Raw genomic sequence first — 13,240 nt, 5'->3', positions numbered from 1 at the left:
AGAACTAAAAATCAAAAAACGAACAGTATGGAACTCATTATTGACAATGTATCAAAAACCTATTCAAATGGTGTAAAAGCACTACAGAATATTTCTTTAGAAATACCTAAAGGAATGTTTGGCTTATTAGGGCCAAATGGCGCAGGTAAATCTACGTTAATGCGTACTATTGCTACGCTACAAGAAGCTGACAAAGGAACAATTACACTAGGCAATTTAGATATTTTCACACAGAAGAATGAGGTGAGGCAGGTGTTAGGATATTTACCACAACAATTTGGTTTATATCCTAAAATATCTCCCGAAGTATTATTAAATCATTTTGCAGTACTCAAGGGTGTTACAAACAAAGGGGAGCGTAAAGATCTTGTAAACGCGCTTTTGCACAAGACAAATCTATATACTGTAAAAAAACAAAACCTTGGAGGCTTTTCCGGCGGAATGAAACAGCGTTTTGGGATTGCACAAGCATTACTTAACAATCCAAAATTACTAATTGTAGATGAACCTACGGCAGGATTGGATCCTGTAGAAAGAAACCGTTTCTATAATATATTAAGTGAACTTGGAGATAAAACTGTGGTGATACTGTCGACACATATTGTTGAAGATGTAAAAGAATTATGCACCAATATGGCAGTAATTAACCAAGGTCAGGTTCTGCTAAAAGGCAATCCTCTAAAAATAATCGAAGAGCTAGAAGGCAAAGTGTATCAGAGAACAATAGTTAAGTCTGAACTAGAAGCCTATAAGCAAAACTATCAGGTGATAAGTGAAAAGCTATTTTTAGGAAAGCCAATCATTCATATACTTAGCGATACTAATCCTGGTTCTGACTTTACTCCCGTTAAAGCCGGTTTAGAGGATGTATATTTCTCACAAATATTTGGAAGCAACACTAACCTTAAATCAATTTCATAATGATGTGGTACGAAATATTTAAGTTCGAATTAAAATACAGGGTAAAGCGAGCAGATACTTACATCTTTTTTGTTTTCCTTTTACTGTTTTCAATTTATGGCGTCGATTTTGTATTTAACGAAATGGATTTCAGCTTGGTTAAAAAGAACTCGCCTTTAATTGTTGCAAAAACCATGGGAGCGGTTACAGGGTTTTGTATGATAATTGCCTCAATGATTATGGGAGTCTCCGTTTTACGAGACTTTGAATATAATATAGAATCTCTCATGTTTTCAAATCCTATAAAAAAACGAGATTATTTATTAGGTCGATTTCTAGGGTCTTTTGCGGTTTTACTTTTTGTGTTTAGTGGAGTTTTCTTTGGAATGATTTTAGGAGAATATATGCCTTGGCATCAACCAGATCAATTGCTGCCATTCAATTTATTTACATACCTGAAACCATTTGTAATGGTAACATTACCAATTCTGTTTTTTGGGGCTAGCCTATTTTTTATAACTGGCGCATTAACTAGAAAATTGATGGTTGTGTATACACAAGGTATTTTCATATTTGTTATTTTTATGTTGACTAAGGCAATAACCAATGACTCTTTAAAAGCAATTTTAGATCCATTTTCATTAACAACACTCACCTCTCTTACAAAATCTTGGACAGGAGCAGAAATAAGTTTACAGGCAATTCCATTTAGCGGAGTGCTACTTTACAATAAGCTATTTTGGGTTGCATTAGGTGCACTTATTTTAGGCTTTGGTTATAAGAAATTCGAATTTAATGTAGTTAGAAGTAAACGTACTAAAAAGAAAAAGTCACTAGCACTTGAGTCTGAAATTGATCATCAATATGATATGGAAATTCCAGAATTTAGCCTTGAACATGGCATTAAATCGAAGTGGTCTCAGCTTATGCATTTCTCTTGGTTTTACTTTGTGAGTATTTGTAAGCAAACATCTTTTTGGGCCATTGTGATTTGTGCGATGATTATAATTTTTATAAACTCTGTTAGTCTTGGTACTGTGTATGGAGTTGATAGTTATCCTACAACCTATCTTATTGTAGAAGAACTTCGGGAAATGTCTTTTTACTTCTTTTTTATTATCCTTATTTTTTACTCTGGAGAACTCATTTGGAAGGAAAGATCTGTAAAACTAAACTTGATTTACGATTCAAGTCCAATGTCTGACTTTATAAATATAGCAGGTAAATATCTTGGACTTATACTCATCTATGTTGTGCTTATTGTCTCTTTAATTATTTCAGGAATCCTTTTTCAAACCATCAACGGATATTACAACTATAATTTTCAAGTGTACTTTTATGGCTTCGTTTTAGAAATCTTACCGTTTCTAGCCTTATTTACCCTTATTGCCTTCGTTGCTCAAGTAGTAGTCAATAATAAATTTGCTGGTATTATGGTTGTTATAATATTCCTCATCTTAAATATGACTATGGCTATCTTGGGGATAGACCACGATTTGTACTTCTTTGCAGGTAGCTCTATAGGTACGTATTCAGATATGAATGGCTTTGGTCATTTTATGAAGCCTTACCTGATTATCAAGATTTATTGGTTTTTATTTGGGATACTACTACTAATTATAGCTTCCGCTATTTCCGTTAGAGGAACAGAAACTAATTTAATAAAACGATTGAAAGCAAGTAAATATAGAATGAGTAAGTCTGTATTAAAATTAGGGGGAATTGCAGTTGTGTCTTTTATAATGCTTGGTAGCTATATATTTTACAATACAAATGTCTTAAATAAACATTGGACAAATTCTGAAACAACAGCATTTAGAGTTGACTATGAGAAAACATTAAAGAAGTTTGAATATCTACCACAGCCTAAAATAATAACTGTTAACTTAAACTTAGAGTTATATCCCAAATCTAGAGATTATACCGCTGAAGGCTTTTATACTCTAAAAAACACAACCGATACCGCAATTGAGGAAATTCATATTCAGAAAATATTAGAAACAAATGTAGTACTAGAATCTATAACCTTTGAAGGTGGCGCAACTTTAGATAATCAATATGCAGAATTTGAATATCATAAATACCTATTAAAGCAACCTTTACAGGCTGGAGATTCCATAAAAATGAGTTTTAAGCAAACCTTTACAACTAAGGGCTTTGAACTAGGTCATTCTAATACAAATATTGTAAATAATGGTACGTTTTTTAAAAATAACGATTTTCCAACATTAGGATATACTAAAAAATATGAGCTTCAAGATAAAGATGTTCGAGCGGAAAACAATTTACCAATTAGATCAAATAAGGCTGAAAGAGAAGACCCAAAAGAATTAGTTAATGCTAGATCTGGAGGAGATTCAGATGGTATTCAATTTGAAATTGTTATTGGTACAGATAAGAATCAAACTGCTGTCGCTCCTGGAAATCTATTAAAAAGTTGGAAAGAAAACAATCGCAACTATTTTAATTATAAAATGGAGATCCAAATGATTAACTTTTATTCCATAGTTTCAGCGAAATATGAAGTTAAAAAGGATACATGGGTGCCAACATCTGGCACGGTTAGAAAACCTGTAGATTTAGAGATTTATTATCATAAAGAGCATGATTATAATCTAGACAGAATGATGGAATCGATGAAGGCTTCGTTTGACTATTATAGCACTAATTTTAGTCCCTATCAATATAAACAAATGCGTATTCTTGAGTTCCCGCGTTACGCAGAATTTGCGCAATCTTTTCCTGGAACAGTACCATTCTCAGAAGCTATTGGTTTCATTTTAGATATTGATGATGAAACAGATGTAGATATGGCATTTTATGTCACTGCACACGAATTGGCACATCAATGGTTTGGTATGCAAATAGAAGCTGCTAATGTTAAAGGACAACTTATGCTATTAGAAACTTTATCACAATATGCTGCAATAATGGTATTAAAACAAAAGTATTCCGAAGAAAAAGTTTTACAATTTTTAGAGATTCAGAAAGATAGATATATAGAAGGGCAACGCAACGGAGGCAAACAAGAACCATCTCTTGAAATGGTAGGGAATCAAGACTTTATCTATTATGCAAAAGGGGCAATTAATATGTATGAGTTTCAGAAGCAGGTTGGGGAAGCAAATGTGAATCTCGCTTTAAAACGCTTTATAAGTGATTGGAATACAACAAACGGAAAACTAAAAATGACTACCAATAGATATGCAACTACTGAAGATTTATTAGACTATTTTAGAGATGTTACACCAGATTCACTTCAGTATATAATAACTGACCTGTTTGAAAAAGTTACACCTTTAGAATTGTAATTATAGAGATTATTGCTATCAAATACTTTAGTATTTACGATGTCGCAAAACATTAAGAACATTTTTTATTAGATGAGTCAAAAAAAGCAAGCTTTAATAAGCTTGCTTTTTTTCTATTCAAATTATACCTAATAATCTAATTGATTACAATTTTTTGTGTTTTATAAGCACTTCCATTTGATAATTGCACTATGTAAACTCCGCTACTTAATGTGTTAACATTAACAGTATTTATGAGGCTTGAACTATCAAGAGCTTTATTTTCTACCAATCTACCTTGGAGATCATAAATATTCACATTGCTATATCCTGGTAATTGACCTTTTATAGTAATTTCACTACTAGAGTTATTTGAATAAATTAAAATGTCATCTGACCCAGAAATTAGTGTCGATAAATTGTCAGTAGAATACCTTAAAAAGAAACGACCAGTACCTGCTAAATCTGTATTTGGAGTAAATACATAATCAGAATCATTTAAAAGCGTTAATGTCTTTAATAATGTATCTTCAGATATACGTTCACATTATTTGATAACGTAGAATTATCTCCTAAACTAATTGTTAAAGAAGTTCCTTCTTGTGCTTTTACTCCTAACGGAATTACAACATCATTGAAATCATTATATGGCAACGATTGAATCGCCATATCTAAACCTTGATTATCTTCAACAAGATTTGTAAAGATTGAAAAATCATCTGATACACCTCCATAAGCACTAGCATCATATCCTTTATCTAAACCTTTTGTAGTCCCTTCAATAAAATAAATACTTGTCTTGGCTATTTTATTTATTTGTAATTCAGGTTTAACAACCGAAGATATTTTTGCCAATAGTGTAACTTCTTTATGTTATGATATTTTAAAACTAGGTTACAAAGCAGTTATAGCGCCATTTTGGAGATTGGAAATCACTATTCCATCTTACTGGTTAGACGTGTTTTTTAATGAATTTAGAAAAGGTTATAAACTTTCTACTGCTGTTTATTTAGCAAATGCTGAATTAGGGACGTATAAAGATGAAATATCAAATGCATTTTTTGTTCCAGTAAGCAGATTGGCAATGCATTTATATGGAAATCCAAATTTAAAAATAAAAACTTAGTCTTGTTGTTTTTAATAGACCTCATAAAATTTTGGCTAAAACAATAGGCTATTTCAAGAGAACTATCTGGTAGATGATTCGAAAAAAATACAATAGGGAAGGGGTTAGTTAGTATAACTTTCTTCACTATGTAATAGATTCAAATCATATTTAGCTGATAGTTTTCAATATTCTATTTTACATACTATTTGGAATAATTGATTGAGTATCAATTTTTCAAATACAGTCATTTCTATTTTACATAATGTTAGTTAATTCAAATTATTCAACCTCAAAATGAGAGACAAAAACTCAACTATGTATTTCTTTATGACAAGGCTTACAAACTGATTCTAGCCATTTTATAGGTTCTTTGCCAATATTGATTCTTGCATATCGTTTGTGATGAACTTGAGTTGCTTTTGAGCCACAATGTACACAACGCCAATTGTCTCGTCTTAAAACTACAAAGCGTTTACGTTGCCAAGCATCAGATTTTAAATATACGTTGCGATAATAATCACGACGATCTTTCCTTTTACGTTTCCATAATTGTTTTTTATATGTGCTACGCAGAATTAAAAATATAATGACAACAACTACAATTAGAATGGATTGATAGTCTTCAGTAGTTAAGTTTAGTATTTTGTCAGTTATTGATTTCAATTGATTAACAGGTGATTACTTCTTAAAGATACTAAAAATTGTAATCCCTGAGAATCGCGTATTTAAAATTTTGTGGATGATTGTACGTTTTAGAGAACTTGTAGAATCGTTGTTATATATGGATAAAGGCTATATATGGTGTTTTGGGGCTTCTTATAGATAAATGTACTATAATTTATATTATGTAAAATAGAATTAATTGAGTTCAAATGACATTCTCCTCCATTTGCGTATCCTCGTTAAATCATCCACAGGATAATTCATTTTCGGATAGTATGTAAAATAGAATTATATCGTATTCCCAATGCCTCTTCTCATCTATGCGTATCGATAATAAATCATCCACTGGATAATTCATTTTCAGATAGTATGTAAAATAGAATTATATCGTATTCCCAATGTCTCTTCTCATCTATGCGTATCGATAATAAATCATCCACAGGATAATTCATTCTCGTATAGTATGCAAAATAGAATTATTCATGTACAAATGAAGCTTTCTCCTAGTATGCGTATTCAGAATCAAACATCCTCAGGATGTTCGTTTCCGAATAGTTCAATAAATCATCTACAAGATAATTTCCTTATTAAGAATTTAACCATTAACAAAATACATTTTCATATAGCCTCTATTTTTTACAGCCAATTCTCCACGATACTCACAATCAAAATCTGATTTAACAATTTGATACGTATTCTCAGAAATATTGATGCGTCCTGCTTCAGAATTGCTTTCCATACGTGAAGCAATATTTACAGTATCTCCCCAAATATCATAAGCGAATTTTTTAGTGCCAACAACACCTGCAACAACTGGTCCTGTGTTAATACCAATTCGGATATCAAATGTGGCTGATGTAATATTATCAAACTTGGCTTTTGTCACAAACTCATTCATCTCCTTGGCTGCCAATACCATTTGCTTCGCATATTTGCTATCATCATCATTGGTTAAACCACTGGCAGCCATATACGCATCACCAACCGTTTTAATTTTTTCTAAACCATATTTTTCCATTATTAAATCAAACCTAGAAAAATAGTGATCTATCGTCTCCACTAAAACTTCTGGTGATAGATTTTCGGCATAACTCGTAAATCCTTTAAAATCAGAGAATAAAACCGTTACAGCTTTATACTTTTTAGCTTCCACTTTGCCGTTGTCTTTAAGCTCTTGAGCAGTTTCTTCAGGCAAAATATTGAGTAGTAAATTATCCGAACGCTGCTTCTCTAAGGCTATCGTTTTATTCGCCGCTTTTACAAACTTGTTGCGTTTATATAAACCATAAGCTAATACACCAATAAGAAATAAAACACCTACTGTTGACCAAAACAAAATGCGTTGATTTTTTCGTTTTTCTTCAAGAATGGTAACTTCAGACTCTTTTTGAGTGACCTCATAATTAGCCATCTTTTGGACATTTTCTAAGTTGACAATACTGTCTCTGTAAATAATATGATCTTTATAAAGATCTAAGGCTTTTTGAGGATTTCCTGCACGTTCTAAAAGCTTTGATAATTGTAAATTTGCATCACTAATTTGATCTTTAAGATTGTAATTTGTGGCTAATTCTAAACTACGTACAGCATACTCTAAAGCAAGATCATAATTATTTTGCTCTATATATAAGTCCGACATATAATTTAGGAATTCAGAAATTGCATAGTAATCCTCATTGTCTTCAAGTAAGGCTATAGCTTCATTCATATTAATTTTAGCCAACTCATCTTTGCCTTGCTTGGCATACACCATACCAATATTACCAACATTATAAGCCTTACCTATTTGATAATCGAGTTCATTAAAAATGTCTCCTGATTCTTTAAAATTGATTAAAGCTTTGTCATACTTTCCGTTTTTATAATACTCATCACCAGCATTCAATAAGGCAGATGCAAGACTAAGAGGATCATTTAATTTTCGTAATAGCAAAATGGATTCATCATAATGATATTTAGCCCTTTCAGAATTACCAATCATAGAATAGGTATCTGCTATGGATACTAATAAAGCTGCCGCTAAATCTTCATCGCCTTCTTCTTCTGTAATTTCCATACATTGGAAATAAGTATCTAAAGCTTCATGAAATTCCCCTTGTAATTGAAGCGCATTTGCCTTTTGTAAATAGGAAGTAGAAAGGTAATATAATGCTGAGTCCGATTTTGGTAATTTATCTTCTATGGCTTTTGATGCTATTATAATTAGGATCTCTGAATACACTAATTTCTCATCAGGATTGGTTTCATCTTGAACAATACGAAGAAGTGACTTCATCTTATCCTTAGTATTCTCCTGATCTTTATAACTCAGTTTTAAGCGCTCTAACCTATCTTGATTTTGTGCATTAATTGTTTGAGTGCCAAGTATACAAGACAAACTAAAAAACAATACTAGTATTAATCTTCTAAATTCAAAATTCATTAACAATGATTACTAAGAGGTCGTATTTTCTTTTTTTCTTATTTGTAATTTAGGATCAATAACATATAATGGATCGCCTCTATAGCCACTATCAAAAGTGATTGTATATTTTGCTGCAAGATTATTATTTGTTTTGTTATCTCCCATAACTGCTACCCAAGATCCACCACCTGGATCATATGGAGCTTTTTGAAAAAAACCTTCAGGTACGTCTTTAAATTCTATGTTGGTTATTAAAGCCAAATGTCCCATACGACTAACGTCTCCAATATTCCATGTGACCATTTGATTTGAATCTGCAATACTGTCGAAAGTTGTTTTATCCCTTGGATCATCATACTTATCGCTTGGTTGATTGTCTGAGAAATCAACATGATTTAATAGATTATCTGGATCTTTATGTATGTCTTCTGCGTTTACTGAGACTAAAATGTCTATTGATGTATATTCTTCCATGATTGGCATATGGTTTTAGTTATTTATTTCCTATTTCTTTTTTTCTAATCTGAAGTTTAGGATCTATTGTCATAGTAAATTTAAATTCATCTCCTTTAGTAACATGAAAACGCAAGACATATCCTTCTGTATTTCCATTTTTCACTTTGTGATCAGTTACAACATTACCAATGATTTGATTTTTACCGTTGACATAAATGGGATTACCTTCTTTAAAATAACTTTTGCTTTCTGGATCTATCTCTTGTTCCATGGCTTCTAAGAAAGCTTTGTAGCTCTCCTCTCCTTCTATTTCTTCTTCTTCCTCTGCGTATTCCTTCAATGTTTTGATAGTCCAAATCATTTCACCTCCTTCATAAATTTTAGATAATTGATCTTTATTAGGATCACCAAACGGACTCCCAAATCCATTAGGATCAATAAGAGCAACGTATTTATCAATTAATTCTTCCTGATTCTCTGGAGTTATGTCTTGTTTGAAAAGTTGAATTGCGTCGACAATGACTAGAAGCTCACTTATTGTTTCAGTTTCTGGACTCATGAATTTTAGTTTTGATTAAATATTACTAGTTTAATGTTATAAAAACAGGAATTTATGGAATAGATTTTAGCGTTTGAAATACAAGAATTACACATAATTATATGGCATAGAATCGCTTCTTTGAATAAAATAAAGTGTTTTATCATAGTACGCTTAATTAATAAGTAGGAATTGATTTTCAGGTATTTAAGCTAGATAAAACGCATGTTAAATCTGGCTGTAATATTCTAAATCAAATTTGGGAAAACTATAAAGTGCAGGTTGTTTTCGGGTGTGGAGAATATCTTAAAATTAATTCATTTTATCCAAATATCCTAATATGAAGCGAATATAGAGGTGTATTTTTCTTACAAACCAATACCCTATTCCTAATTGAAAGGGCATAATTTCATAGGTGAATTTTTACAAGTCCAACAAGGGGTTAAAGCCATTAAACTAGCGTTTATTTTTTTGATGCTTCACAATTACTGATTATGAGATGGGATAGTTTACTTCTGATCTATAGCCATTTGCAGATGTTCTTTAGCATTAATTAAATCATTTTGAAACCCTTCTATTATTTGTCCATAAGCGTTTACATATAAAAAACGTAATGACGCTAATCTAGATTTATGGGTATCATCATTCAACAAATAATTGATACAATCATTTCGGCATACAAAATCGGTAATCAATTCGGTATACCAAGGTTGAGTTTTTTCAATTTCTGCTAAATTATCAGTCATTTTTTTATAAATAATACGCTCAATATCATCAATGTCTTTTAAGTACAATTTATACGTACTATTAAGTTCAATAAGCTCTTGTGATGCCTTACTGTCATCTAATATTGAGTTTTCAACCAAATTGTTTATATGCTTATCTAATGTTAAGGTATTTACATCAAATAACACAGTTGTAATGACAGCATCATCATTCACCTTGCTTTTATCATATTCACGTCCTAAAACCTTTCTATAGGTTTGATTTAAGCTATCTATTTCGTTTTGAAAATCTCCTAATGCTTTGATATCTGTGGTGAGTTGGTTCAATACCTTTTGTTGTAGATCAAGGTTTGCGTTTTCTAACTCCTTTTCTTTATTCCAATTACTGATCCATAAGGCAATTAAAATACCAACGATTACCAATAGAATTTCTCCTATGGCATACAACATATACTTTTTTAAGTTTTTATTCGGAATTAAACTAATGCGTTGTCTATTGAAAAATTTCATATTGTTAGCGTGCTTATTCTCAAATATAAAGGAACTTTTTAGAAATAAAAAACACCTTAATGAATAAATCAAAAAGGTGTTTCAACACTTAAAACTAATGATTGGTTAGTTTATTTTGGATCTAAAATGTTTTCTATACGTTTTACACAATCTCTGTAATGGTATTTTGTAACTGTATTCACTTGTCTTGCAGCTGCAGATGCTATTTGACGTTTCAAGGTGTTTAGTTCACCACGAACTAAGGCTCTTACATCAGATTGAACAACATCGTAGTACTTTCTGCTCGTTTCTCGTTTTAATTCCTCAGTCATTAAATATTCCATTCTATCTAAATAAGAACGTTGTAAGTTACGACGATATACATCTACATTTTTGGTTACTTTGGCTTCACTCCAAATCCCTTTTCTCAAATCTTGTAACATTGTTAATGCGCTGTAATTTGTTGGATCAATAGCTTCATGGTCTATTAAAATACCTAAACGTTCAAAACTTAATAATCGCGATATATAGGAATTCTGGTAACGTCTCAAACGTTCAGTATATCCAGCATAATCAGTATTTTGAAGCATGGTTTTATCTAGTAACCATGTTGGTGTTTCAAATGCATTATCGTGAACCCATGCCATCGATTGTTGTTGAAGCAATTTCGGAACAGCTTGATATGGAATTCCACCTTGACTTGGTGTCACGAGGTGTTCTTCTACACCTCCAACATTACTCAAAACATGTCCAATATAACGGTTATAGCAGCTTAATAATTCGCCATATAATTCTCCTAAATCATCATAATTATTAGTCTGGCTACTCGTCCAAGCTGGTAAATTTTGAGCAACATATTTTAAGTTTTTTAATGCATAATTGGATGCTTTTATAGCATCGTTTCCAATATCTTCAGTTTGTGACGTTGGATCGAAACGACTACTCTGCCTTCCGAATACATATTTAGGATCACCTGCTTTCGCTATAATCCAAGATTCTAATGTGCTTTTTTCAGCATCTGAAGTTGTTGCTCCAGGAATCATTCTGTAACCCCAATTTATAGCATAATCATCATAAGGTCCTATTTTACGAACAAACCTGATGTTTTCATCTCCTGGTTGTGCAATGTAATTGTAACGAGCATAATCCATTATAGTAGATGCTATTCCGAATTCTTGTGTAAAAGCCCCATTTCTATAACTCTCAACATCATAAGCTTTACTCGCACTCATATTATGTGGTAAACCTAAGGCATGTCCAACTTCGTGAGCAATTACCATTTTCATCATTTCACCAATCTCTTCAGGTGGTGTGTCTAATGTTCTAGCCGAAGGGTTTGCCGCTCCAGTTTCTAATAAATAACGGTTTCTATAAGAGCGCAAATGATTGTGATACCAAATGATATCACTTTCTATAATCTCACCACTTCTAGGATCAGAAACACTTGGACCAACTGCATTTCGAGTTTCGCTAGCCACATATCTCACTACAGAATATCTAATGTCTTCCGGACTAAAGTCTGGATCTTCTTCTTTTGTTGGTGGATATTTGGCAATAATGGCATTTTTAAATCCTGCTTTTTCAAAAGGACCTTGCCATAGTTCGATACCTTCTTTGATATACTTACGTAAGCTCTCAGGAGTTGCTGGATCTAAATAATAGATTATTGGCTTTATAGGTTCTACCAACTCACCTCTTGCATAAGCTTCAGGATCTTTTGGTTCTAATCTCCAGCGTCTGATATATGTTTTTCTATCAGCTTTAAGCTTTTCACTTCCATAATCAACTTGACTAAACGTAAACCAGCCTACACGATCGTCAGCAAAACGCGATTGCATAGGTTCTTCTGGTAATAAAATCATAGATTGATTCATTTGTAAACTTATCGTCTGTGCTGAACGCGTTGAAGGTGGTTGCGTTGCATTATAAGTCATATCTTGAACAACTTCTATATTCTGCGGAAAACTTTTCATTCCGTTGATAAAACTTCTTGAAGCATCCAGATTACGGACCTTATACGATGTTCGTAATCGACTAGACAACCCACTAATCGCTTTCACATCGCTACTATAAAATTTCGTGACGTCAACTACTACTGCTGAAGAATCTTTACTGAAAGCAGCAATATCAAATGCAAATAAAGTTGGTGCATAATTGTTAGATTCTACCGAAATACTTATTGGCAATTCTTCGTCTGCAACAGCGCTATAAGATTTCTCTTTGATAAGTATTTTATTTTCGAAACGTTCCCAAACAATAAGTCGCTGACCAGTTTTTGTTCCAGCATTGTAGAAACCGCCTCCCAAATTTGAAGGTAGCTTTGCAATTCTGCTTACCAAAAGCATATCTTTTCCTAAATGGTCATTAGGGATTTCAAAGAAGTACTTCTCTCCTACTTTATGAACATTAAATAAACCTTCATCTGAAATGGCATTTTTGGTGATGACTTGTGCATAAGGCTTTATTTTGCTTGCTGGCTTTTTTTCTTTTGGAACTGCAGCTTCAGTTTTTTGGTTTTTCTTTTTTTTTCTTTTGGATTGTGCCTCAACAGACATTGGAATACTGCATAATAACACAGTTAAAGTAAATAGTAATACTTTTTTCATAGATGGAGATATTTTTAATAAGCCTTAAAACTAATTAAATGGCTTCAGAATAATCTGGTTT

At 32.2% G+C, this 13,240-nt stretch carries 11 protein-coding genes; 3 read left to right on the top strand and 8 right to left on the bottom strand.

All coding sequences use genetic code 11. From position 1 onward, the window contains the following. Nucleotides 1-27: 27 nt before the first annotated feature. Together RH81_RS04700 and RH81_RS04695 are read left to right on the top strand one after the other, a co-directional pair. Nucleotides 28-921, top strand: coding sequence for an ABC transporter ATP-binding protein (locus tag RH81_RS04700; RefSeq protein WP_033958732.1), 894 nt, complete (start codon nucleotides 28-30; stop codon nucleotides 919-921). Beyond that, complete coding sequence (locus tag RH81_RS04695; RefSeq protein WP_052172410.1) at nucleotides 921-4,211, top strand: ABC transporter permease/M1 family aminopeptidase; 3,291 nt, start codon at nucleotides 921-923, stop codon at nucleotides 4,209-4,211. The genes RH81_RS04700 and RH81_RS04695 overlap by 1 nt, the downstream gene beginning before the upstream one ends. 136 nt (nucleotides 4,212-4,347) lie before the next feature. Here RH81_RS04695 and RH81_RS17325 read toward each other — a convergent pair whose 3' ends face one another. After that, nucleotides 4,348-4,572: a T9SS type A sorting domain-containing protein gene (locus RH81_RS17325; protein WP_420912074.1), complete on the bottom strand. Its 225-nt coding sequence runs from the start codon at nucleotides 4,570-4,572 to the stop codon at nucleotides 4,348-4,350. 134 nt (nucleotides 4,573-4,706) lie between these two features. Continuing rightward, nucleotides 4,707-5,045 carry a hypothetical protein gene (locus RH81_RS04690; RefSeq protein ID WP_033958422.1) on the bottom strand — a complete coding sequence of 113 codons (339 nt, stop codon included), beginning with the start codon at nucleotides 5,043-5,045 and terminating at the stop codon, nucleotides 4,707-4,709. Between the two features lie 70 nt (nucleotides 5,046-5,115). Here RH81_RS04690 and RH81_RS16890 point away from each other — a divergent pair, with 70 nt between their 5' ends. Continuing rightward, on the top strand, nucleotides 5,116-5,316 hold the full coding sequence (locus RH81_RS16890) for a hypothetical protein (RefSeq protein ID WP_152604788.1): 201 nt from the start codon (nucleotides 5,116-5,118) through the stop codon (nucleotides 5,314-5,316). 291 nt (nucleotides 5,317-5,607) lie between these two features. Here RH81_RS16890 and RH81_RS04680 read toward each other — a convergent pair whose 3' ends face one another. The 6 genes from RH81_RS04680 to RH81_RS04655 form a co-directional block, all read right to left on the bottom strand. Beyond that, on the bottom strand, nucleotides 5,608-5,961 hold the full coding sequence (locus tag RH81_RS04680) for an HNH endonuclease (RefSeq protein WP_033958416.1): 354 nt from the start codon (nucleotides 5,959-5,961) through the stop codon (nucleotides 5,608-5,610). 595 nt (nucleotides 5,962-6,556) lie between these two features. Then, nucleotides 6,557-8,383 carry an adenylate/guanylate cyclase domain-containing protein gene (locus RH81_RS04675; protein WP_052172409.1) on the bottom strand — a complete coding sequence of 609 codons (1,827 nt, stop codon included), beginning with the start codon at nucleotides 8,381-8,383 and terminating at the stop codon, nucleotides 6,557-6,559. Nucleotides 8,384-8,395: 12 nt separating this feature from the next. Beyond that, nucleotides 8,396-8,839, bottom strand: a complete 444-nt coding sequence (locus RH81_RS04670) for a hypothetical protein (RefSeq protein ID WP_152604787.1) — start codon at nucleotides 8,837-8,839, stop codon at nucleotides 8,396-8,398. 19 nt (nucleotides 8,840-8,858) lie between these two features. Continuing rightward, nucleotides 8,859-9,380 (bottom strand): hypothetical protein, encoded by a 522-nt coding sequence (locus tag RH81_RS04665; RefSeq protein ID WP_033958410.1) that lies wholly within the window; start codon nucleotides 9,378-9,380, stop codon nucleotides 8,859-8,861. Nucleotides 9,381-9,868: 488 nt separating this feature from the next. Continuing rightward, nucleotides 9,869-10,594: a hypothetical protein gene (locus RH81_RS17115; RefSeq protein ID WP_033958407.1), complete on the bottom strand. Its 726-nt coding sequence runs from the start codon at nucleotides 10,592-10,594 to the stop codon at nucleotides 9,869-9,871. Between the two features lie 110 nt (nucleotides 10,595-10,704). Beyond that, entirely contained in the window at nucleotides 10,705-13,179 is a 2,475-nt protein-coding gene (locus RH81_RS04655) for a zinc-dependent metalloprotease (protein WP_033958405.1), read from the bottom strand. Between the last annotated feature and the right edge of the window lie 61 nt (nucleotides 13,180-13,240).

Origin of the sequence: Psychroserpens jangbogonensis (assembly GCF_000797465.1) — a bacterium.
Lineage (GTDB): Bacteria > Bacteroidota > Bacteroidia > Flavobacteriales > Flavobacteriaceae > Psychroserpens > Psychroserpens jangbogonensis.
Note: the sequence above shows the minus strand (reverse complement) of the source record. Positions and strands in the feature narration are given on the sequence as shown.